The organism is Streptomyces dryopteridis (genome assembly GCF_049606955.1).
Lineage (GTDB): Bacteria > Actinomycetota > Actinomycetes > Streptomycetales > Streptomycetaceae > Streptomyces.
The window spans coordinates 3,712,896-3,735,277 of the sequence record NZ_CP187113.1 but is presented as its reverse complement, the minus strand read 5'-3'; the positions used below and the strand labels follow the sequence as shown (position 1 = coordinate 3,735,277).

General features: G+C 75.9%; 19 protein-coding genes. 8 read left to right on the top strand and 11 right to left on the bottom strand.

The genetic code is table 11. The features are described from left to right. Nucleotides 1-5: 5 nt before the first annotated feature. The 3 genes from ACN20G_RS15970 to ACN20G_RS15960 all read right to left on the bottom strand — a co-directional run bounded on the left by ACN20G_RS15970 (nucleotide 6) and on the right by ACN20G_RS15960 (nucleotide 5,347). The gene (locus ACN20G_RS15970) at nucleotides 6-1,331 is read right to left on the bottom strand and encodes a neocarzinostatin apoprotein domain-containing protein (RefSeq protein WP_424213455.1); all 1,326 of its coding nucleotides are present in this window, start codon (nucleotides 1,329-1,331) and stop codon (nucleotides 6-8) included. A gap of 86 nt (nucleotides 1,332-1,417) precedes the next feature. Beyond that, nucleotides 1,418-4,105: a hypothetical protein gene (locus tag ACN20G_RS15965; protein ID WP_424213454.1), complete on the bottom strand. Its 2,688-nt coding sequence runs from the start codon at nucleotides 4,103-4,105 to the stop codon at nucleotides 1,418-1,420. Between the two features lie 525 nt (nucleotides 4,106-4,630). Beyond that, the gene (locus ACN20G_RS15960; RefSeq protein ID WP_424213453.1) at nucleotides 4,631-5,347 is read right to left on the bottom strand and encodes an LPXTG cell wall anchor domain-containing protein; all 717 of its coding nucleotides are present in this window, start codon (nucleotides 5,345-5,347) and stop codon (nucleotides 4,631-4,633) included. 589 nt (nucleotides 5,348-5,936) lie between these two features. Here ACN20G_RS15960 and ACN20G_RS15955 point away from each other — a divergent pair. Next, a complete protein-coding gene (locus ACN20G_RS15955; RefSeq protein WP_424215533.1) occupies nucleotides 5,937-6,347 on the top strand; it encodes a VOC family protein in 411 nt (136 codons plus the stop codon). A gap of 77 nt (nucleotides 6,348-6,424) precedes the next feature. Here the strand turns inward: ACN20G_RS15955 and hutI are convergent, their stop codons facing one another. The 6 genes from hutI to ACN20G_RS15925 form a co-directional block, all read right to left on the bottom strand. Further along, on the bottom strand, nucleotides 6,425-7,657 hold the full coding sequence (gene hutI / locus ACN20G_RS15950; protein WP_424213452.1) for an imidazolonepropionase: 1,233 nt from the start codon (nucleotides 7,655-7,657) through the stop codon (nucleotides 6,425-6,427). Between the two features lie 421 nt (nucleotides 7,658-8,078). After that, nucleotides 8,079-9,488, bottom strand: coding sequence for a formimidoylglutamate deiminase (locus ACN20G_RS15945; protein ID WP_424215532.1), 1,410 nt, complete (start codon nucleotides 9,486-9,488; stop codon nucleotides 8,079-8,081). Beyond that, the gene (locus ACN20G_RS15940) at nucleotides 9,479-10,726 is read right to left on the bottom strand and encodes an allantoate amidohydrolase (protein ID WP_424215531.1); all 1,248 of its coding nucleotides are present in this window, start codon (nucleotides 10,724-10,726) and stop codon (nucleotides 9,479-9,481) included. The genes ACN20G_RS15945 and ACN20G_RS15940 overlap by 10 nt, the downstream gene beginning before the upstream one ends. A 110-nt stretch (nucleotides 10,727-10,836) precedes the next feature. Then, nucleotides 10,837-12,591 carry a urocanate hydratase gene (hutU, locus tag ACN20G_RS15935; protein WP_424213451.1) on the bottom strand — a complete coding sequence of 585 codons (1,755 nt, stop codon included), beginning with the start codon at nucleotides 12,589-12,591 and terminating at the stop codon, nucleotides 10,837-10,839. 152 nt (nucleotides 12,592-12,743) lie between these two features. Further along, complete coding sequence (locus ACN20G_RS15930; RefSeq protein ID WP_424213450.1) at nucleotides 12,744-12,992, bottom strand: hypothetical protein; 249 nt, start codon at nucleotides 12,990-12,992, stop codon at nucleotides 12,744-12,746. A gap of 1,067 nt (nucleotides 12,993-14,059) precedes the next feature. Then, the gene (locus ACN20G_RS15925; protein WP_424213449.1) at nucleotides 14,060-14,554 is read right to left on the bottom strand and encodes an ATP-binding protein; all 495 of its coding nucleotides are present in this window, start codon (nucleotides 14,552-14,554) and stop codon (nucleotides 14,060-14,062) included. 287 nt (nucleotides 14,555-14,841) lie between these two features. On the opposite strand from ACN20G_RS15925, the gene ACN20G_RS15920 reads away from it, so the two are divergent. Genes ACN20G_RS15920 through ACN20G_RS15910 form a run of 3 tightly spaced genes read left to right on the top strand, consistent with a single transcriptional unit; the run spans nucleotide 14,842 to nucleotide 16,102 of the window. Then, nucleotides 14,842-15,693: a helix-turn-helix domain-containing protein gene (locus tag ACN20G_RS15920; RefSeq protein WP_424213448.1), complete on the top strand. Its 852-nt coding sequence runs from the start codon at nucleotides 14,842-14,844 to the stop codon at nucleotides 15,691-15,693. A gap of 11 nt (nucleotides 15,694-15,704) precedes the next feature. Beyond that, nucleotides 15,705-15,896: a hypothetical protein gene (locus ACN20G_RS15915; protein WP_424213447.1), complete on the top strand. Its 192-nt coding sequence runs from the start codon at nucleotides 15,705-15,707 to the stop codon at nucleotides 15,894-15,896. A gap of 11 nt (nucleotides 15,897-15,907) precedes the next feature. Beyond that, on the top strand, nucleotides 15,908-16,102 hold the full coding sequence (locus ACN20G_RS15910) for a hypothetical protein (protein WP_424213446.1): 195 nt from the start codon (nucleotides 15,908-15,910) through the stop codon (nucleotides 16,100-16,102). A 223-nt stretch (nucleotides 16,103-16,325) separates the two neighbouring features. On the opposite strand, the gene ACN20G_RS15905 is transcribed toward ACN20G_RS15910, so the two are convergent. Next, nucleotides 16,326-16,478 carry a hypothetical protein gene (locus ACN20G_RS15905; protein ID WP_424213445.1) on the bottom strand — a complete coding sequence of 51 codons (153 nt, stop codon included), beginning with the start codon at nucleotides 16,476-16,478 and terminating at the stop codon, nucleotides 16,326-16,328. Between the two features lie 102 nt (nucleotides 16,479-16,580). Between ACN20G_RS15905 and ACN20G_RS15900 the strand changes: the two genes are divergently transcribed. Further along, complete coding sequence (locus ACN20G_RS15900) at nucleotides 16,581-16,988, top strand: VOC family protein (RefSeq protein WP_424213444.1); 408 nt, start codon at nucleotides 16,581-16,583, stop codon at nucleotides 16,986-16,988. Between the two features lie 60 nt (nucleotides 16,989-17,048). On the opposite strand, the gene ACN20G_RS15895 is transcribed toward ACN20G_RS15900, so the two are convergent. Beyond that, entirely contained in the window at nucleotides 17,049-17,903 is an 855-nt protein-coding gene (locus ACN20G_RS15895; RefSeq protein WP_424213443.1) for a MurR/RpiR family transcriptional regulator, read from the bottom strand. Nucleotides 17,904-18,214: 311 nt separating this feature from the next. Between ACN20G_RS15895 and ACN20G_RS15890 the strand changes: the two genes are divergently transcribed. The 3 genes from ACN20G_RS15890 (at nucleotide 18,215) to ACN20G_RS15880 (ending at nucleotide 20,325) form a co-directional block, all read left to right on the top strand. Next, entirely contained in the window at nucleotides 18,215-18,778 is a 564-nt protein-coding gene (locus ACN20G_RS15890) for a matrixin family metalloprotease (protein WP_424213442.1), read from the top strand. Beyond that, entirely contained in the window at nucleotides 18,775-19,410 is a 636-nt protein-coding gene (locus ACN20G_RS15885) for a hypothetical protein (RefSeq protein WP_424213440.1), read from the top strand. The genes ACN20G_RS15890 and ACN20G_RS15885 overlap by 4 nt, the downstream gene beginning before the upstream one ends. A gap of 198 nt (nucleotides 19,411-19,608) precedes the next feature. After that, a complete protein-coding gene (locus tag ACN20G_RS15880) occupies nucleotides 19,609-20,325 on the top strand; it encodes a chitinase (RefSeq protein ID WP_424213438.1) in 717 nt (238 codons plus the stop codon). Nucleotides 20,326-22,382 lie beyond the last annotated feature (2,057 nt).

Genomic DNA, 22,382 nt, shown 5'->3' with positions numbered 1-22,382 from the left:
GTTCTTCACTGGTGTCCCTTCGTCGTCGGACGGTCTTCGGACGGTGCGGAGCTCGCCGGAGCCTCGGATGACGCACTCGGGTCGCTGTCCGGGGTGAACCACGGCAGGACAGCCGTGGTGGTCTCGGGGGTCGGCGGGGCCGACGGGCGGCGGCCGGGCCGGCCGCGCGGGATCCGGGGCAGCCGCGTCGTGACGGCCTCGGAGCCCGGGGGCGGAGCGGCGGACACGGGCGTGGCCGGGTGCCCGGACGCGGGCGCGGGGGGCCTGCCGCCGCGTTCCGCGCCCCGGTGCCGGCCGCCGGGCGGCGGCGAGGCGGGCCCGGGGGCCGCGGGGGGCACGGGCGCGGGCGGGAGGGTCGCGGGCGGGAGGGTCGCGGGCCGCAGCCGCCGCGAGCCGCCGACCACCCGCACCCCGGCCGCACGGGCCGGCCCGCCGCCGCGCGGCGACACCCGGTCCACGACGGCCATCCCGATCCGGAACAGGGCGGTGGGCACCACGAGGAACAGCAGCACCCAGAACAACAGCACCCCGTACGGGCGGTCCACCCGCCAGGGCTGACCCGCGAGCACCGTGTCCCCGTACTTCACGGACACCTCGTGATCACCGTGCGCCCCCGCGCCCAGTTCGACCTTCAGCACCACCTCGGCCTTACCGCCAGGCTTGATCTCGCCCTTCCACTCCTGCTCCTCCCACGTGGGGGCGAGCACCCCGTCGCCGACGCCGACCTGGAACACGGGGTCGCGGACGGCGCCCGTGCCGAGGTTGCCGACCGTGATCACCACCCGGCGTTCGGGCGGGGCGCCGAACCAGGTGAGCACCCCGTCCTCGCCCTCCAGCCGGAGCCCGGTGAGCACGGCGAGCCGGGGGGTGCCGCCCTCGGCGGGCAGGGGGGCGGTGGGGTGGTTGGTGATCCGCAGCGGCAGCGACAGGCCCTCCTGGCCGCCGTTGACGGAGGACACGTTCACCACGCACGGGCAGGGCTTGGGCGGGGCGCCCACGGGCAGCGGGGCCCGGAAGGTGCCGTCACCGCCGACGACGACGGCGTTGCCCTCGGCGTTCGCGCACGCGTTGGTGCCGCCGATCATGTTCTGCCCGCACAGCAGCAGCATCACGAGGCTGCCGGCCTTCCAGCCGCTGCCGCTGACCGTCACGTCGGTGCCCTTGGCGACCTCGGGCAGCGAGAGGGCCGCCTTGGGCGGCGGCTCGGCGGCCCGGGGCGCGGCGGACCCGGCGAGGACGCCGGGCCCGAACAGGACGAGCAGGACGAGCACGGCCGGCACGGCGAGCAGCCCGGCCCGGAGCGTGCGCCGGGACGCGCGGGGCGGGGGCACGGGCCCGGTCCGCGGGGCCCGGACCCCGTTCCGGCCGCGCGGGGCCCGCTCCCGTCGCGACGCCCGGCGGATCGGGTCTGTGCGGCTCACCTGGTGGCTCCCGTCAGCTCGTGGTCGGGGTGCGCCGGGCCCTCGGGGCCCGACTCGCGTCCCGGCACCCCCGGGACGCCGGACGCCGGCCCCGCCGAGACCGCCGGTGGGCCGGACCGATCGGCCGCGCGGGCCTCGACCCGACCGGGCCGATGCCGCCCCGCCGCATGCCGCCCAAACCGCCGCCGCCCCCGCCCCTCCTTGCCACCGGGACCGGCCCCTGCGGTGGGCGGGGCGGGTGCGGTGGCTTCGGCGGACGGGGTGGGTGCGGCGGGCATTTCGGATGCCGTGACCGCGTCGGACGCGGTGCGGAGCGCGGGGAGGGCACGCGGGTCGGCGGCGACCGGCGCGGCGGGCAGGGCCCTGGGCGTGGTCAGGCGCGGGGCGGCGGGGGCGATCCGACCGCCGAAGACGGGCCCGTCACCGACGGTGAGGATCACGTCGAACAACACCACCGTCGCCGCGTCACCATCCCCGACCCCGGCCACCGCCCCGGCCGCCGCCCCGGCGAGTACCGGCCCCGGGCCGCCGTCCCCGGCGGCCACCGGGTCTGCCACCGCCGCGCGGGACGGCATCGCCGCGCCGCCCGTGTGCGGACCGGCCGCCATGAGCCCCGCCGCCGGACGAGCGAGGGCCGCGTCGACGGCCGAGTGAACCGGCGTCCTCACGGCGTCCGTTCCCGGACCACCGGCCAAGGCCGCCCCGGCCGAACCGGCGGGAGCCGGCATCGCCGCGCCGCCCATGTGCGGACCGGCCACCGTGAGCCCCGCCGCCGGACGAGCGAGGGCCGCGTCGACGGCCGAGTGAACCGGCCTCCTCACGGCGTCCGTTCCCGGACCACCGGCCAAGGCCGCCCCGGCCGAACCGGCGGGAGCCGGCATCGCCGCGCCGCCCATGTGCGGACCGGCCACCGTGAGCCCCGCCGCCGGACGCGCGGAGGCCGAAGCGTCGACGGCCGGGTGAACCGGTGTCCCTGCGGCGTCCGTTCCCGGACCACCGGCCAAGACCGCCCCGGCCGAACCGGCGGGAGCCGTCGAGGCGGCGGGAGCCGTCGAAGCGGCGGGCGCCGCGCCTGCCACCGCCGCGCGGGACGGCATCGCCGCGCCGCCCGTGCGCGGACCCACCGCCGTGGGCCCCGCCGTCGGACGCGCGGAGGCCGAAGCGTCGACGGCCGGGTGAACCGGCCTCCTCGCGACGTCCGTTCCCGGAGCGCCGTCCAAGGCGGCCCCTGCCGGACAGGCGGGAGCCGGCGCCTGCGTGCCGCCTGTGCGCGGACCGGCCACGACGCCTCTCGCTGTCGAACCGGCAGCGGCCGACGCGTCGGCGGCCGCGCGAGTCGTCGTCCCCGGACCGCCGTCCGCGGCCCCCACAGTGACAGCGGCAGCGGCCGGTATGGCCTGGGGCCGGGTGGCGGCCTGTGTGGCCCGGGGGCGGGCGGGGGCCGGTGTGGCCTGGGGTTCGGGGTGCGCGACGGGCACGGGGTTCCCGTTGGGGCGTCGAGGCGTGGTCGGGTTCGGCGTGGGCGCGCCCGTGGCGGTGGTGACGGCCGGGGTGTTCCGTACCGGCGCGGCGGCCGGGGCGGGGCGCCGGTGCGGTCCGGTCGGGGTGCGGCGGGGGACGGGTGCGGGTGGATGGGGCGGGGCGAGGGCCGCGTCGAGTTCGGCGTCCCACGCGGTCGCGCGGGCTCGGCGACGGCGCGCCGTGACGATGCCGACGGGGACGCCCGCCACGCCGAGGGCGAGGAGCAGCACGCCCCAACCCGCCGTGCCCGGCAGCAGCCAGGTGCGGGTGTGGGCCTCGGCACGGGCGCCGGGGGCGGTCGCGGTGAGGGTGAGGGTGACGCGGTCGGGGCCGGTCGCGTCGGGCCAGGCGAGGGTGCGGGTGACGCGGCGGCCGGGGGCGAGCGCGGGTTCGCGGGGGGCGCGGGGGCCGGCCTCGGGGTCGCCGAAGAGCCCGTCGGCGGTGACGGTGACCTCGGGGGCCAGCGGCACCGTGCCCCGGTTGGCGAGGGTGTAGGTGACGCGGGTGCCGGCGCCCTGGCCGGTGACGCGCACGTCCTCGACGGTGAGCGCGGCGAGTGCGGGCCCGGTGACGGTGAGGGCGAGGGGCACGACGGTGTCCCGGACCCCGTCGGTGACGACGAGTTCCAGGGCGCGGTCCCCGGGGCGGGCGTCGGCGGGCACGGTGACCGTGAACGGGACCACCGCGCGGGTCGCGCCGGGCACGGTGACGGTGCGGGCCTCGCCCAGGCTGACCCAGGCCACCGCGTCGGCCGAGCCGGCCGGGTCCTCGGCGGTGCCGGCGGCGGCCGGGCGGAGGGTGAGGGTGCGGGGTTCGGCGGCGGGGTTGGTGAGGGTGAGCCGGTCGGCGAGGACGGTGCCGGCGGGCCCGTTCAGGCGGACGACGGGGCGCCGGACGGCGCCACCCTCGGGTTCGGCGGTCCAGCCCGCGCCGGCGCCCGCGCCCTGTCCGTCCGCACCCGTGGCGCCGTTCGGCGCGGCGCCGGACGGCGCGGGCGGGGCGGGTGCGGAGGGTGTGGGCGCGGACGGTGTGGGCGCGGACGGTGTGGGCGCGGAGGGTGTGGGCGCGGCCTGGGCGGTCGGGCCGGCGAGCAGCCCGAGGGCGCCGAGCACGGTCCCGAGCCCGACCACCACCCCGGCGACCCGCCCACCCCGACCGCGCACGGCCCGCCGCCGACGCCGACGCGCCAACGAACCACCGGGGGCCGCACCCCCGTGCCCGCCCCCGAAGCCGAGGCGAGACGCGTCGGCACCGGCGGGCGCGCCGCCGTCCGGACCCGCCCCGGCGCGCGGCAAAAGCGCACCGCCGGCCGTCGGCCCGGCCCCGGACGCGGGAACGGGAACGGGAGCGGGAGCGGGGGCGGCGACCGGCACGTCGCCCCACGTGGGAGTGGGTTCGGCGGTGGCGGGGGCCGGACGGGGGTTCGGGGCGGCGACCGGCACGTCGCCCCGCGTGGAAGTGGGTTCGGCAGTGGCCGGGGCCGGACGGGGATTCGGGGACGCGACCGGCGCGTCGCCCCGCCTGGGAGTGGGCTCGGCGGTGGCGTGGGCCGGACGGGGGTTCGGGGCGGTGACCGGCACGTCGTCCCGGGTGCAGGTGGGTTCGGCGGTGGCGGGGGTCGGACGGGGGTTCGGGGCGGGGCCGGGGGGGCCGGTGGGGGTCGGGTGCGGTGGGGGCGGGGTCATGGGTCAGATCCGCGTGGTGCGGCCGCGTCGGGTCAGCCAGAGGACACCGCCCGCGCCGACGAGGACCACGGTCGCGCCGAGGGTGCCGAGCGCGAGGGCGGAGTCGGCGGGTCCGGTCTGCGGCAGGTTCTGCTGTCCGGCCCCGGCGGTCGCCCCGGCGGTCGCCCCGGCCGTCGCCCCGCCGTCCGTCCCGCCGCCGCCCGCCGCGGTCACGTCGAGTTCGAGCGAGGGGCCCGGGCTGTTGCCGGGGGTGCACGTGGTGGTCGTGCCCATGGCCTTGATGGTCAGCACGCCCGCCGTGAAGGTGACCTTGCCACTGGCCTTGGGGGTGTACGTGCCCGACAGGTCGCTGATCTTGATCGGCGCGTTGGCCGGGACGACGGCGCTGTTGGCGGGGCCGGCGACGGGCACGCTCGCGTCGTCCGCGCCGCCCGCCTTGATGACGGCGCTGGGGCTCATCGCGCCGGGGCCGAGGTCGATGGGGCTGGAGGAGACGCCCTTCTGGAAGGACATGGTGAGCTTGTAGCCCGCGCCGTCCTTCTCCGCCTTGATGTCGATGGGCGAGACGGCGGACTTGTCGCCGATCGGGGTCTTGCAGTCGTACTTGACGTCGACGACCTGGGCGTGGGCCGGAGTGGCCAGGAGCAGCAGCGTCGCCGGCCCCGCCAGCGTCGCGGCGCCGGCCAGGGCGAGCGCGGTGGTGTGCTTGCGGATGGACACGTCTGGACTTCCCCTCGGGACGCGGGCACCGCCATGTTTACTGACGGTTTGTCAGATCGGTGGCTCAAGGTACGCCCGGGACCCACCGGAGGGAAGAGACCCGACACCGCCCGCTCGCCCCCTCCCCCGGGCCTCCCCAAGACCCCCACGGACGCCGCGAGATGACGATCTCCGTTGTCGATCACCGGCCCCCTCGTTACGCTCGGGCGCATGACTGCCGGGTCGGCCTTGGGCCGTGCACGAGACGGACGCCCGGCCTCGGCGTGAGCCCCGGGCGGGACGGGGCCGGCCGCCCCCGCGCCCCGCCGTCCCCGTCGTTCCTCCCCCGCGCCCGCGACCTCCCGTCGCCGCCGCGCCTCCCCTCGCCCGCCGAGGGACGACCACGCCCGCCCGCGCGCCGGACCCCCGCCCGCCGGACCCCGCGCGCCCCGCGAAAGACGGCCCCACCATGCCCGAGCCCACCACCCCCACCACCCCCGCGACCCCCGACGCCGACGCTCCGAAGCCGGCTCCCGCGTCCCCGCGCCCGTCCACCGCCGCCCCGAAGCCCGCGCCCGGACCCGCCCGGCCCGCGCCGGTCTCCCGTCCCGTGCCCGCGTGGCCCGAGCCGGCCGGGCCGGCGGTGCGGCTGGACCACACGGTCGTGCACGCCTCCGACCGCGCCGTCACCGCCGAGTTCCTCGCCCACGTCCTCGGCCTGACCGTCGAGGCCCCCTTCGGCCCCTTCCTGCCCGTGCGCCTGGCCGACGGGGTCACGCTCGACGTGTACGAGCTGCGCGGCGAGCCGATCCAGCCGCAGCACTACGCGTTCCTGATCCCGGACGCGGCCTTCGACGCGGCCTTGGCCCGGATCCGCGCCCTCGGCGTCACCCACTACGCCGACCCGGCGCACACCGAACCCGACGCGGTCAACCGTCTCTTCGGCGGCCGGGGCGTCTACTTCGACGCCCCGGACGGCCACAACCTGGAGATCATCACCCGCACCTACACCCGCCCCTGACCGAGCCCCGGACGCACCACCGCCCCACCGCCCCGGCACACGACGGCGGGACGGCGGGGCGGGTGGGGCGACGGGCGTCAGGCCACGCGCACGCCCCGCTGCCAGACCGCCGTGACCAGCGGGACGCCCGGGCGGTAGGCGAGGTGCACGTGGCTGGGCGCGTCCAGCACGGCCAGGTCGGCCCGGCCCCCGACCCGCAGCCCGCCCACGTCCTCCCGCCGCAGCGCCCGCGCGCCGCCCGCCGTCGCCGACCACAGGGCCTCGTCCGGGGTCATCCGCATGTCGCGGACGGCCAGGGCCACGCAGAAGGACATGGAGCTGGTGAAGGAGGAGCCGGGGTTGCAGTCGCTGGACAGGGCCACGGTCGCGCCCGCGTCGAGCAGCCGCCGCGCGTCGGGCCACACGGCGCGCGTCGAGAACTCGGCGCCGGGCAGCAGTGTGGCCACGGTGGTGTCGGCGGCCTGGGCGAGGGCGTCCACGTCGGCGTCGGTGAGGTGGGTGCAGTGGTCGGCGGAGGCCGCGCCGAGTTCGACGGCGAGCAGCACGCCGGGCCCGGGGCCGAGCTGGTTGGCGTGCACGCGCGGGATCAGGCCGGCGGCGGCGCCGGCGGTGAGGATCTCGCGGGCCTGGTCCCCGTCGAAGGCCCCGCGTTCGCAGAACACGTCGACCCAGCGGGCGTGCGGGGCGCACAGCTCCAGCATCTCGCCGGTGACGAGCTTGACGTAGCCGGCGGGGTCCTCGGCGTAGTCGGGGGAGACCACGTGCGCGCCGAGGTAGGTGACCTCCTCGGTGTGGGCGGCGGCGATCCGCAGGGCGCGGACCTCGTCGTCCACGGTGAGGCCGTAGCCGGACTTGGTCTCCATCGTGGTGGTGCCCTGGCGGCGGGCCTCGGCGAGGAGGCGGACGAGGTTGGCCTCCAGTTCCTCGTCGCTCGCGGCGCGGGTCGCGGCCACGGTGGTGCGGATGCCGCCGGCGGAGTAGGCGCGCCCGGACATGCGGGCGTTGAACTCGGCGGTGCGGTCGCCCGCGAACACGAGGTGGGAGTGGGAGTCGACGAAGCCGGGGATCACGGCGCGGCCTTCGACGGAGACGGCCACGTCGCAGTCGGGGGCGTCGGCGGTGCGGCCGACCCAGGCCACCGTCTCGCCGTCGAGGACGAGGGCGGCGTCGGGGATCAGCCCGAGCGGGGAGCCGTCGCCGGCGGGGTGGGCGGGGTCGTTGGTGACGAGCAGCCCGATGTCACGGATGAGGGTGGTGGCACCCGGGTCGCCCGCGTGGTGGGGCGGGACGGGGGCGTGGAGGGTGTGCACGGGGTCGGGGTCTCCTTCGGCGCGCGGTGACGAGGGTCGCGGGGGTACGGGCGAGGGCGGGCGTGGCGGGGCCGGACGGTGGTGAGGGTGGCGGTGAGGGTGGTGGTGCGGGGGCGGGACCGGGGCACGGGCCGGGCGCGGCGCGGTGCCGGTGGTGCCGGCGGTGCGGCTGGTACGGGTGGTGCGCGTGTGCGTGCTCCGGTGCGTGCGTGTGTTCGTCTGGACGGACGCTACGGGGTGCTGCGGGCCGTACGCCCGGGACGGTACGCGGCGCGCGGAGGGCCCCACTCGAACACCGCTCGGACCGCCCCCTGCCCCGCCCCGTGCCCCCGTCCGCGCGCCGGCCGGTCGTGTTTCACGTGAAACAGCCCGTTTCACGTGAAACACGACCCCGCCCCGACCGTCCCGCCGGCTCAGCGGCTCACCGCAGGGCCGCGATGGCCTCCGTCAGGGCGGCGGCCACGTCGGGCACGCTCGTGTGCAGCCCGTCGCGCACGAGGTGTCGGCCGCCCACCACCGTGTGCCGCACGTCCGCCGCGCTGCCCGCGAACACGGCCGTCTCGGCGCCCAGTCGCGGCAGCGCTCCGGCGGTGCGGACCGTGTCGAGGGCGAGGGTGGTGAAGTCGGCGAGCCGGCCCACCTCCAGGGTGCCCGCGTCCGGCCGGCCGAGCGCGGCGTGTCCGTCGCGGGAGGCGGCGGCGAGGAGGGCGGCGGCCGTCCAGTGGCCCCGGGTGCGCGAGCGCAGCCGTTCGTTCAGCTCCATCGCGCGGGCCTCCTCGAAGAGGTCCACGACGGCGTGGCTGTCGCTGCCCAAGGACAGCGGGCTGCCGGCGCGTTGCAGGGCACGGGCCGGGCCGATGCCGTCGGCGAGGTCGCGTTCGGTGGTGGGGCACATGCAGGTGCCGGTGCCGGTGGAGCCGATGAGGGCGATGTCCTCGTCGGTGAGGTGCGTGTTGTGGACGCCGGTGGTGTGCGGGCCGAGCACCCCGTGGTCGGCGAGGAGCCGGGTGGGGGTGCGGCCGTGGGCGGCCTGGCAGGCGTCGTTCTCGGCGGTCTGCTCCGACAGGTGCACGTGCAGCGGCGCGCCCCGGTCCCGGGCCCAGTCGGCGACGGTGCCGAGCTGGTCGGCGGGGACGGCGCGCACGGAGTGCACGGCCGCGCCGATCAGCACCGCGTCCGGGTCGGCGCCGACGGGGACCTTGAGGGCGTCGACGCGTTCGGCCCATGCTTCGGCGGTGCCGTCGGAGAAGCGCCGTTGGTGGGGTTCGGGCGGGGCGCCGAAGCCGGCGGAGAGGTAGGCGGTGTCGAGGAGGGTGATGCGGACGCCGGCCTCGCGGGCGGCGGCGATCAGAGCCTCGCCCATGGCGTTGGGATCGGCGTAGGGGACGCCGTCGCGCTGGTGGTGCACGTAGTGGAACTCGCCGACGGCCGTGATCCCGGCCAGCGCCATCTCGGCGTAGACGGCGCGCGCGAGGGCGAAGTAGTTGTCGGGGGTGAGGTGCTGGGCGGTGCGGTACATCAGGTCGCGCCAGGTCCAGAACGTGCCGGAGCCGATCTGCACGGTGGAGCGCAGGGCCCGGTGGAAGGCATGGCTGTGCGCGTTGGCCAGGCCGGGCAGGGTGAGGCCGCGCAGCACGGTCGCGCCGGGCGGGGGCCCGGACGGCGCCGCGGGGCCGGCCGGGCCGGTGGTGACGGCGGTGATCCGGCCGCCGGCGGTGGTGAGGGTGACGCCGGGTTCGACGTGGTCGCCGAGCCAGGCGTGCTCCAGCCACCACACGCGCGCCTCCGGCGCCGACCCGACAAGAGGTGTGGGGGAGGTGGTCACCGGCAGGCCAGTCCTTCCAGGACGTCGGTCAGGGCGAGGACCCCGGCGACACAGTCGTCCTCCTCGGCGAACTCCGCCGGGGAGTGCGAGACCCCGGTGGGGTTGCGCACGAACAGCATGGCGGTCGGGATCGCGTCGGAGAGGATCCCGGCGTCGTGTCCGGCGCCGGTGCCCAGCACCGGCACGCTGAGGGAGGGCACCCCGGCCCCGGCCCCCGCGCCCACGCCCGCGTCCGCGCCGCCGCCGAGGATGGCGGCGATCTCGTCGCGCAGGCCGTGGGCGAACTCGACGATCGGGGTGAAGGACTCGCGGGTGATCGCGAGGTCCAGCCCGTCCACCGTGGCGTGCTCGCGGGCGGCGGCCTCCACACCGGCGACGACGGCGTCCAGTCCGGCCTGGTCGGCGGCGCGGGCGTCGAGCCAGCCGCGCACGAGGGAGGGCACGGCGTTGACGCCGTTGGGCTCCACCGAGATCTTGCCGAAGGTGGCGACGGTGCCGGTGCGGGCGGCCTCGGCGCGGGCGGCGAGCACGGTGCGGGCGTAGCCGACCATGGGGTCGCGGCGGTCCACGAGCCGGGTGGTGCCGGCGTGGTTGGCCTCGCCTCGGAAGTCGTAGCGCCAGCGGCCGTGCGGCCAGATCGCGGAGGCGATGCCGACGGCCGCGTCGGTCCCGGGCAGGGCCAGGGCGCGGCCCTGTTCCACGTGCAACTCGACGAACGCGCCGATCCGGGACAGCCGCTCGGGGTCGGCGCCGATCGCGTCGGGGTCGTGGCCGGCGGCGGCCATGGCCTTGGCGAGGGTGACTCCGTCGCCGTCCACGAGGGCGTGGGCCTGGTCGCGGGTGAGGCGCCCGGCGGTGAGGCGGGAGCCGACGCAGGCCAGGCCGAAGCGGGCGCCCTCCTCGTCGCCGAAGTTGACGATGCCGATCGGACGGGTGGGGCGGGCGCCCCGGCGCAGCAGTTCGTCGAGGGCGGCGAACGCGGAGACCACGCCCAGCGGCCCGTCGAAGGCGCCGCCGTCGGGCACGGAGTCGAGGTGGGAGCCGGTGACGACGGCGTCGCCGGCGGTCGGGTCCCCGTACCAGGCCCACTGGTTGCCGTTGCGGTCCACGTCGAGGGTCAGGCCCCGGGTGCGGGCCTGGTCGGCGAACCAGGCCCGGCAGTCGGTGTCGGCGCCGCCCCACGCGAACCGGCGGTACCCGCCGGAGTCGGCGTGCCGGCCGATCGGGGCCAGCTCCTTCCACATGCTGTGGAAGGACGGCGGACTCGCGGTCGCGGTGTGCGCGGGTGCGGTGTGCACGGTCGCGGTGCGCGCGGGTGCGGGTGTGGCGGGGTTCGCGCGGGGGGCGCCGTCGCTCACGCCTCGGCCCCGCCCTCAACGCCCGTACCGCCCGTGCCGCCCGTGCCAACGGCCGCGGTGCCCGTGCCGGCGTCGTCGCCCTCGCGCATCGGGATGCGCACCCCGCGCTCGGCGGCGACGGTCTCGGCGATCTCGTACCCGGCGTCCACGTGCCGGATCACGCCCATGCCCGGGTCGTTGGTGAGCACGCGGCGGATCTTCTCCCCGGCGAGCTTCGTGCCGTCGGCGACCGTGACCTGACCGGCGTGGATGGAACGGCCCATGCCGACCCCGCCGCCGTGGTGCAGCGACACCCAGGACGCGCCGGAGGCCACGTTGACCATCGCGTTCAGCAGCGGCCAGTCCGCGATGGCGTCCGAACCGTCGAGCATGGCCTCGGTCTCGCGGTACGGGGAGGCGACGGAGCCGCAGTCCAGGTGGTCGCGGCCGATCGCGAGCGGCGCGGCGAGTTCGCCGGAGGCCACCATGTCGTTGAAGCGCTCGCCGGCCCGGTCGCGTTCGCCGTAGCCGAGCCAGCAGATGCGGGCGGGCAGGCCCTGGAAGTGGACGCGTTCCCCGGCCAGCTTGATCCAGCGGTGCAGGGACTCGTTCTCGGGGAAGAGGTCGAGGATCGCCTTGTCGGTCTTGGCGATGTCGGATGCCTCGCCGGACAGCGCGGCCCAGCGGAACGGGCCCTTGCCCTCGCTGAACAGGGGACGGATGTAGGCCGGCACGAACCCGGGGAACGCGAACGCGCGGTCGTAGCCGGCCAGCTTGGCCTCGCCGCGGATGGAGTTGCCGTAGTCGAAGACCTCGGCGCCGGCGTCCATGAACCCGACCATGGCCTCCACGTGCCGGGCCATGGACTCGCGGGCGCGGGTCGTGAAACCGGCCGGGTCCTTGGCGGCGGCGTCGGCCATGTCCTCGAAGGCCACGCCGACGGGCAGGTAGGCCAGCGGGTCGTGGGCGGAGGTCTGGTCGGTGACGATGTCGATGGGCGCGCCCATCGCGAGGAGCCGCGGAACGACCTCGGCGGCGTTGCCGAGCACGCCGATGGAGAGCGGACGACGGGCGTCGCGGGCCTCGACGGCCAGGCGCAGCGCGTGGTCGAGGTCGTCGGCGCGCACGTCGAGGTAGCGGTGCTCGATGCGGCGGTCGATGGCGCGCGGGTCCACGTCCACGCAGATGGCGACGCCGTCGTTCATGGTGACGGCGAGCGGCTGGGCGCCGCCCATGCCGCCGAGACCGGCGGTCAGGGTGATCGTCCCGGCGAGGGTGCCGTTGACCCCTCCTTTACCGATCGAATGCAGCTTGGCGGCGACGGCGGCGAAGGTCTCGTAGGTGCCCTGGAGGATGCCCTGGGTGCCGATGTAGATCCAGGAGCCGGCCGTCATCTGCCCGTACATGGTCAGGCCGAGGGCTTCGAGGCGCCGGAACTCCTCCCAGTTCGCCCAGTCGCCGACCAGGTTGGAGTTGGCGATCAGCACGCGCGGGGCCCACTCGTGGGTCTGCATCACGCCGACCGGCCGGCCCGACTGCACGAGCATCGTCTCGTCCTGCTTCAGGGTGCGCAGGGTGCGGACCATCGCGTCGTACGAGCGCCAGTCGCGGGCGGCCTTGCCGGTGCCGCCGTAGACGACGAGCTTGTCGGGGTGCTCGGCGACCTCGGGGTCGAGGTTGTTCTGGAGCATCCGCAGCGCGGCCTCCTGCTGCCATCCCAGGGCGCTGAGCTCGGTACCGCGCGGAGCCCGTACGGGGCGGGGTCCTGACATGGCTGTGCCTCCTCGATGTTGGCCGATCCATTCACATCCTGTCTGTATGAATAGGTCCAGTCAACAGCGCGGGGCAGATCGGGCCACGGCCGGCGGAAACGCCCGAGGGGCGACCGTGCCGAAGCACGACCGCCCCTCGGGAACGGGCAGGGTCAGTGACCGGTGCCCAGGTGCGCGCCGGTCGCCCACTCCTTCTCGAAGCCCTTCTCGCAGCTGTCCGCGTACACCGGGCCGATGCGGGCCGGGACGCCGGCGAAGGAGGAACAGGTGGAGCCACCGGCCGCGCGCCCGGCGGAGAACTCGTCGATGCTGACGCCGTCGGTCGCCAGGGCGGCGCCGGCGCCGCCCAGCATGATGCCGGCGGCGAGGACGGAGGCGGTGATGGCGGAGCGAATACGCATGACTCTCCTGAAGGATGTCGTTCGACGGGCGCGCAGGCACATCTGCGCGTCGGGCGGTGCAACCGCCCGCCCCGGCCCCGGGGAACGCCCCGTCACCCGGTCGCCCGGGCAGTATCGTTTCGACGGCCGCCAGGCCGGTGAACCCGGCGCGTCGCTCCGCGCATTCCGCCCCGCGCCGGACGGGGGCGCACGCGGGAGCACCCACGGGGCGCACCCAGAGCACACCCCCCACCCGACCACACCCCCACCACAACCCCCCGACCCGGCGCGCCCAATTGACCCACACACGGCGGACCCGCCCGAGGCCGGAGCAGGCCGAACGGACACAGCGCGATGACGTACGCGGGGCGAGCACGGGCCCGAGCGCGGAGCCGACGCGGGCCGGGCGCGGGCCCGACACACGGCGACCGGGAGACGGCCGGGGGACAACCGGGGGACGGACACGGACCGACGCACGGCGAGCGCGAGGCGGACGGCGCGAACCGGGGGTGGCGCGGATGGAACGGGCGGGCGGGAACCTGACGGCCGGGGCGGGGCGGGGTGACCACGCGGTGATCCGGAGCGGCCTCGCAGGCACGCGATCCACCGGCCGGGCCGCGTTCGGCGGAGGGAGCACGGGCGGACGCACGGAGCGGGCAACGGACCACCGACGGGGCCCGCCTCGGGCAGCAACGCCGGCGGTCCTGGCGGTGCGGCTCGGGCCGAGGGCGCCGGGCGCACGGGGCACGCCAACACGACGGCCACGCAACCCCGACCGACCGAGCCGCCCCCGCGCCCGACGAACCGAGCCTCCCCGGAGCCCCCGGCACACCATGCCACCGCCCCGCCGAACCCGGCCCCCAGAGACCCGTCGAACCTGGCGCCTCCGACACCCCGGCGCCCCAGCACCCCCGGCGTTTCCAACACTCCCGGCGCTCCCGCACAACCCGGCGTCCCGGCGTCCCGGCGTCCCGGCGTCCCGGCGTCCCGGCGTCCCGGCGTCCCGGCGTCCCGGCGTCCCGGCGTCCCGGCGTCCCGGCGTCCCGGCGTCCCGGCGTCCCGGCGGGCAGAACGACCCGGCGGCGGAATCAACGCGCGGCGAGGGCGGCGAGTTCGGCGGCTTGCGGATCCGGCAGCGTGACCCACGTGCGGGTCCCTCCGCCGGGCGTCTGGGACGGCCCGAACCCGTGCTCCCCGTGCCGTTCCCGCGCGAGCGCGCCCACCACCCGCAGCCGGGAGCGGCGCCGCGCGTCGCACACGGCGGCGAGGCGGGGTGCGACGTGCCGGGCGTGCGCGTCGTAGACGATCACCCGCAGCCGGTCCGCGCGGTACCGGACGGACAGGTACAGCTCCTCCCCCGGCGCGCACCGCCACCCGGACGCCACCAACTCCCCGGCCACGAACGCCGCGTCCTCGACGTACTCGCCGCGCAAGCCGTGTGCCCCCAGCACCTCGGCTACGGTCCGCCGCGCGATCCGCGCGGACAGCGACTCCCCGGGCAGCGTGAACGAGTACGCGATCCCGAATCGATCGGCGGCACGCGGCTGCGGGTCGCTCTGGCAGGTGGTGAGGGGCGAGGACATGGCGAACTCCCGGCGGTGAGCAAGGCGATGGACATGACGCGGATACGACGACGCCCCCCGAGCCGTGGCAATGCCGGCACCCCCCTCGCCCGAACACCCGAACCCGATGGCTTTCGGGGCAGGGCAGGGCAATCCAGTGCGCTTCGGCTCCCCGGAGTGAGCGACGCGACACTCACGGTAGAGCGCAGAAGTGGCTCCGCGCCACACAGTCAGGGGTAAATTCACCCCGTAGATAGCCGTAGGGTTCACGCGGCAGACTGCGTCCCAGGTCACGCCGAGGAGATGCCATGCCGCCGAGAACAGCGCCCACCTACCGCCAGGTCCGCCTGGGCACGGAGATCCGCCGCATGCGCACGGCCGCCGGCATGACGGCGGAGACCGCGGCCCGCCTGCTCGGGGTGGATCGGGGCAAGATCTCCAACATCGAATCCGGCACCCGAGCCATCAACGAGGACCGCCTGCGCACCCTGGCCCTCAACTGCGCTTGCGAGGACACGGCATACGTCGACGGCTTGGTGGACATGGCACGACCGTCCCCTCGTGGGTGGTGGGAGGAATACCGAGGGAAGCTCCCTCCGGGGATGCTCGACATCACCGAACTGGAATGGCATGCCATCAGCCTCGCCAGTACCCAGACCGTTCACCTGCCGGGTTTGCTCCAGACCGAGGAGTACTCGCGCCTGATCTTCGGCGCCGTTCTCCCACCGCTGCCCCGGCTGGAAATCGAACTTCGCACCGCCCATCGGCAGGAACGCACCCAGGTCATCAACGGTGATCGGCCAAAGCCCTACCTCGCCTACATCCACGAGGCCGCCCTGCGCATGCTGTTCGGAGGACGAGCGACCACACGCGAGCAGCTCACGCACCTGATCGAACAAGGCGAGCGCGAACACATCTCGGTCCGTGTCATCACCGTGGAGCACGGCATGTTCCCAGGGACCGGAAGCACCCTGCTCTACGCCGATGCGGCGGTGCCCAATCTGGCCACCGCCCAGCTCGACTCCGCCCACGGACCCGGCTTCCTCGACGCCCCGGCCCAACTGGCGAAATATCGAAGCCACCTGGCGTGGCTGGACAAGACAGCACTGTCCGACTCGGAATCGCGCCAGTTCATCCACTCGATCATCCAAGAGCTTTGAGGACGACCACCGTGCACGACATCACCTGGGAACCCGCCTTCTGTGGCGAGGGCAATGCCTGCTTCCGCTTCGGCACGACTGCTGACGGGCAGGCCCACATCGCGGTCCTCGGACAAGAAGACGCACCGCTCACCCAGCCCACCGCGTCCTTGCGCGCCCTGATCCTCGCCGTCAAGGCCGGCAAGGCCGACCACCTCCTGTGAAGGGGCACGACATGCCGGAGAACATCACCTGGTCAGAACCGTTCTGTGGTGAAGGCGCGAGTTGCTTCCGGATAGGGGTCGATGACGCCGGGAACAGCTACATCGCCGTGGCCGGGCAGGAGGAGAACTACCTGACCGACTCCGCCGAGGCCCTGCGGACGCTCATCCGGGACATCAAGGCCGGCAAGGCCGACCACCTGCTCTGACCCGCGCCCGCCACGCCGCACCAAGCCGCACCACACCTACGCCCGCGCCCACCGCACGGCGCCAGGCGGCACCGCACCCGCACCCGCACCCGCACCCGCACCCGCACCTGCACCTGCACCTGCACCCGCACCCGCACCTGCACCTGCACCTGCACCTGCACGGCAGTGTGCCGCGCGCCGCCCCGGTCGCCCGGCCGCTCACCCCGGCCGGGCGGCCGGTCCCTCACCAGTTCGTCGCGTCGATCAGGCGGTCGCAGTGGGGGTCGTCGTACGTGTTCTGCGGGATCACGAGCCACGTCTCGTGGTCGAGGAACCCCGGGACCACCGCAAGCCGCGAGGTCATGCCGCCGTGCACGGACACGTCGATGCCGACCACCGTCCCGTCCGGCCGCCCGAAGTAACCGCCACACCCGGAACCCGCGGGGTCGCTCGTCGTGTCGGAGTGCGGGGCCCGATCCCGGGTGATCCAATTTCGGGCATGGCAACCAAACTCGCGATCATCAACATCATCGCGGCGGACGTCCCCAAGACGCTGGCGTTCTACCGTCGCCTCGGCCTGGACATCCCCGCGTCGGCCGACTCCATGGACCACGTGGAGATCCCGGTCGCCCCGGGCCTGGTCATGGCCTTCGACACCGAGGGCGTCTACCAGGCGTTCGACGCCGACTGGCGCGGCCCGGCACCGCGCACCCACGAACGCCAGAGCCTGATGTTCCGCAGTGACACCCCCGCCGAGGTCGACGCGCTCCACGCCGCCCTGCTCGAAACCGGCGGCACCCCCCGACGCCCCCTCCAGGACGCCCCGTGGGGCGAACGCTACGCGTCCGTCCTCGACCCCGACGGCCTCGAAATCACCCTCGTCGCCCCGCTCCCCACCACCTCCTGACCCTCCCCGCCCCCTCGATGCGGCGCGGGGCCGTCCGGGTGGGCACCACCCGGGCGTCACTCAGTCCACGAACAGGCCGCGGGTCGCCGCGCGGGTGTCGAAGGCTTCCAGCCTGGCCTGCGCGTCCGGGAGGGCGTCGGCCATGGACTCCAGGAGCACGCGGCCCAGCAGCATGGGGGCGCAGGCCGTGTCGAAGGCCAGGCCGGTGCCGACCGGGGCGGGGATGAGGAGGTCGGAGACGCCGGCGACGGGGGCGAACGCGGAGTCGGCGACCGTGACCACCGTCAGCCCGAGCTCCCGGGCCCGTCCGAGCGCGTCCACGACCTCCTTCGGGTGCCGCGGCAGCGCGAAGCACAGCAGCGCCGTCGCGCCCGCCCGTCGGGCCGCGTCGAGCCGGTCCTCCAGCATCGTGCCGCCCTCGTCGAGCAGTCGGACGTCCGGGTGGACCTTGCCCGCGAAGTACGCGAACCCGCGCGCCTGCGAGGAGGCGGCCCGCAGGCCCAGGACGGGCAGCGGGGCGGACTCGGCGAGGAGCCGGCCGGCGCGTTCGACCGGGGCCGGGTCGGCGAGCAGTTCGGACAGTCGGCGCAGGTTGGCGATCTCGCCCTCGACGGCCTGCTGGTAGGCGTTCGGCTCGCCGGCCCCGCCCTCCTCGGCGTCTCCGCGCGACGGGGTGACGGGTGCGACCTCGCGCAGGTGCCGGCGCAGCGCCGGGTACCCGTCGAAGCCGAGCGCCACCGCGAACCGGGTCACCGACGGCTGGCTCACGCCCGCCAGCTCGGCCAGTTCCACGCTGGACAGGAACGGCACCTCGCCGGCGCTGCGCACCATGCAGTGGGCGATCCGCCGCTGGGTCGGGGTGAGCCGGTGCCCCTCGAACAGCTTCTGCAACCGCGCCGCGGGGCCCTCGCCCATTGACCGTGTCTCCCGTCCGTCCATCCGGCCGGCCCGCGCCATCCGGGGCGGGCCCATTCAGCCATGCAGCACTCTGCATGCCCCCATACAGAACGGCAACCCGCGGCCCACCCGCCGAGACGGACAGGCCGGGCTCCCCCCGCCCGGGAGCGGGGCGCCCGAATGCGGGCGGCACGGCACCACCGCCGCCCTCGCGGCCGAAAAGAATCCCCGGCAGAAATGGAGGGATCAATTCCCGTCGATGCGGGGGTTAACATGCACCGTCGATCGTCGGGGACATCGGAATCCACACCCACCACGGGAGATGACGCATGGGGCGCAGGGATCGCACAAAAGTCGGTTTGCCAGGCCGTTCGGTCACGCTCGCGCTTTTTCTCGCGACCGCCGCGACCGCCGCGATCACCGCCGCGCCCTCCGCGTCGGCGGCGGATTCCCGCGGGCGTTCCTCGGTGGACGCCGGTGAGATCCGGTGGGAGGACGGCACGCGTTTCGACGATGCCCGGAAATGGGCCGCGGGCGTCTGGTACAACAGCGAATACGACCTGCGCCGGATCAACATCGCCCCGGACTCGTGGAACACGATCACCGATCTCGAGTGGAGGGACGAGACGCGCGGTGACGTCGCATGGGTGGCGCAGTGGCGGGGCCGAGTGGGCGCGGACCACCTCGTCATGAACCGGGCGTTCCTCGACGACGGTCGGAAGTTCGGCTCCACGGCGTGGCGACGCCGGGCGGCGGCCCACGAGATGGGGCACGCCCTGGGACTCGACCACAAGGCCAACGGGACGCTGATGGCGACGACCCTGCAGGGCACTCCCGGCAACGGACGGCCCACCTCCGTCGATCGCACGGCCTACCACAGGCTCTGGGGGTGACGGGGATGAAGCGCTCACACCTGGTCATCGCCTCGTGCGTCGCCTTGGCGGCCGCGACGGGCACGATCACCGTCGCCCTTTCCCGCGACGAAGGAAACCCGCCGGCACGTTCGGTGATTTCGCAGGTCTACGAGGCGGATTTCTCCGACGACGCGAATCTGGCCGGCGGGGCCGAGGATCTTTTCTACGGAAAGGTCACCGCGCTCAAGGGGCAGAAGGATTTGGGCATCGGGGCGGAAACCCAGTACGCGGTGGAAGTACAGCGGGTTTTCAAGGGGGACGTGAAAGGGGTGGTGGTGGTCAATCAACAGGGCGGAACGGATGCCGACGGGAACGTCGTCGACCTCCCGGAGGGAGACACCCTGCTCCGCGTCGGCGGTCGATATCTGTTCGCCACGAAGTACAACGCGGACCAGCGTTTCAACACGCTGATTCCGGTCCATGGCGACCAGCCCGTTCCCGACGGCGAGGCCCCCGCACCCGGGGTCCCGGACGCGAACGGGGACGGGCAGGCCACGATGTCGGACCGCTGGGAGCTCGCGGTCCGCGAGCAGAACGACCTGTCCACCCCACCGTCCCCGCCCGAGCCCACGGAGCAGCCGCCGGAGGATCCCGCGCCGGAGGCCGGGTGAGCTGAACGCGGTTCTCGCGGGTGGGGGGCTGAGGTCACCCTCGGGGGGTTGACCGGCGGCGTCTCGAACAGGTGGCTTTCGCACGTGTGCGGGGTTTTCGGGGGGCTTGACGATCATGCTGGGGCTCGGCGCCCGGTTCTCGTGGCGTTCCGCTCAGCTCCCTCCCCCTGCCTCCCTCACCTGCCGATCCGAGGAACGATGAAGCTCTCCCGCACCCTGTCCCTGGCGGCCTCGACCGCCCTGCTCGGCGCCCTGTCCCTGTTCGGCCAGGCGGCGCCCGCGACCGCCGCCGGGTCGTTCGTGGTCAGCGAGGCCCAGTTCAACCAGCTGTTCCCGGACCGGAACGGCTTCTACACGTACAAGGGCCTGACCGACGCCCTGGGCGCGTACCCGAAGTTCGCGGCCGCCGGCAGTGACGCGGTGCGCAAGCGGGAGGCGGCGGCGTTCCTCGCCAACGTGAGCCACGAGACGGCCGGGCTGCGATACGTCGTGGAGCAGAACACGGCGAACTACCCGCACTACTGCGACACCTCCCAGCCGTACGGCTGCCCGGCCGGGCAGTCCGCGTACTACGGCCGCGGGCCGCTCCAGTTGAGCTGGAACTTCAACTACAAGGCGGCGGGCGACGCCCTCGGCATCGACCTGCTGCGCGACCCGTGGCAGGCGGAGAAGAACCCGGCCACGGCCTGGAAGACCGGGCTCTGGTTCTGGAACACGCAGTCCGGCGCCGGGCGGATGACCTCGCACGACGCGATGGTCAACGGCAAGGGCTTCGGCGAGACCATCCGCAGCATCAACGGCGCGCTGGAGTGCGACGGCAAGAACCCGGCCCAGCGCGACGACCGCATCAACCTGTACAAGCGCTTCGTGGGGGTGCTCGGCACGGACGTGGGCGGCGGCAACCTCTCCTGCTGAGCCCCGCGACCGGACCGGCCGACGGTGAGCACGACCGGGCGCGGCGAGGCGCCCGGGTACGGGCCTCCCGACGCCGGGAAACGGGACGACGCGGGGACCGCCGCACCCCCGTTGCCGGGGGGCGGGACGACGGCGGTCCTCCGCGTCGGACACGGGCCGGGTCAGGGCCGGTGGCCGCGTCCTGTGGCGTGGCGGTCCCGGGAGCCGCTCCGGAAGTCGCCACGCCGTCCAGGTGTCGGCGGGTCCCGGTGCGGTGGGCCGGTTCCCGTCGACACACACCACTGTGCCCGCGCCGTGTTAAGCCCGTGCTGCCACCACATGACGAGCCCGTGCAGTTTCGCCCCGCCGCCATCGCCCCGCCGCCGTCGCCACGGCGCTCTCCGGGCCTGCGCCACTTGGGCGCACGGGCCTGCGGCGTTGATCTGAAGAATGAGGCCGGCAGGGGGGCGGCTCTGGCGCGGACAATCGCACATCGACCTAAAAAGGGATTTTCCTTCTGGCGTACGACCTCCTCATCCGCTCCGAGAGAGAGTGCGCTGCCGTGTTCACCACACGCCGAAGGGTCGCGACCGCGATCCGGCTGTCCCAAGGGGCCATCGCCCTGACCGCCCTCGCGGGCGCCGTGCTCCCGGGGGTGGCGCAGGCGGCCGACCGCGGCGACGCCCCGCCCGCACGGCACGCCGCCCCGTCCCGTCCCGCCGGCCACACCCCCGGCGGCTCCGACCACGGCGGCAAGGGGAAGAAGGGCAAGGGGGGCAAGGACCACTCCGACGGCAAGGGGCAGAAGGGCGACAAGGGCGACCCCGGCCCCAGGGGGATCCCGGGGACCCCGGGCCGCGCGGGGAGACCGGGGCCACCGGTCCGACCGGCCCGGCCGGCGAGCAGGGCGCACGCGGACCCGCCGGGCTCGCCGGAACGACCGGTGCCCGGGGCGGCCCCGGCGGCCGGGGTCCGACCGGTCCCACCGGCGCGAACGGCCCGGCCGGCGAACCCGGCGCGCGGGGTGCCGAGGGCGCCGCCGGGCCCGAGGGCGATCGGGGCCCGGCCGGCGAACGCGGCCCGGCGGGCCGACCCGGATCCGGCGGGCCGGACGGGGCGCCCGGCGCGCCGGGCCCCACGGGCGCGGCCGGACCCGGCGGGGTCGCCGGCTCGCAGGGACCCCAGGGCCCTTCGGGGGTGACCGGCGCCGCCGGCCCCGCCGGGGACCGGGGCCCCAAGGGCACACCAGGACCGGACGGCCCCCAGGGGCAGGCCGGGCCCTCCGGGGTGCGCGGGGACGCCGGGGTCACGGGTCCCGCCGGGCTGCCCGGCACCCGGGGACCGGCCGGCGCAACGGGTGAGACCGGCCCGACCGGGCCGGCGGGCGCGGCCGGACCGGCCGGGGCCCAGGGCCCGGCCGGCGGTGCGGGCGCGACGGGATCCACCGGGCCGACGGGGGCGACGGGCGCCGCCGGCCCCGAGGGCGCGCGGGGCCCGCAGGGCGCACGCGGACCCGTTGGGGCGACCGGCGCGGACGGACCGGACGGGCCGGCGGGCGAACGGGGCCCGACCGGGACGGCGGGAGCGGCCGGCGCGGTGGGCGCGGCCGGTGCGACCGGGCCGCGAGGCGCGCAGGGTGCCACCGGTGCCACCGGCCCCGAGGGCGGCGCGGGCCCGGTCGGGCCCGTCGGGGCGACCGGGGACCCGGGGCCCGCCGGTCCGACCGGCCCGACCGGGGCGGCCGGCGCGACCGGGCCCGCGGGCGACACCGGGGCCCGGGGGGCGACGGGCGAGATCGGGCGGCGGGGCGATCGGGGTGCGACCGGCCCGGCCGGGGACACGGGGCCTGCGGGCGCGACGGGCCCGACCGGCCCGGACGGGGCTCAGGGACCTGCGGGCCGGACGGGTGCCACGGGCGCCACGGGGGACACCGGGCCCACCGGCGCGACGGGCCCGGCGGGCGCCGCCGGCCCCACCGGCCCCACCGGTGCCACGGGCGCCGCGGGCGCGACCGGGCCCACCGGGTCGACGGGCCCCACCGGGCCCGTCGGGGATTCGGTCGGGTTCTCCGCGCCGAC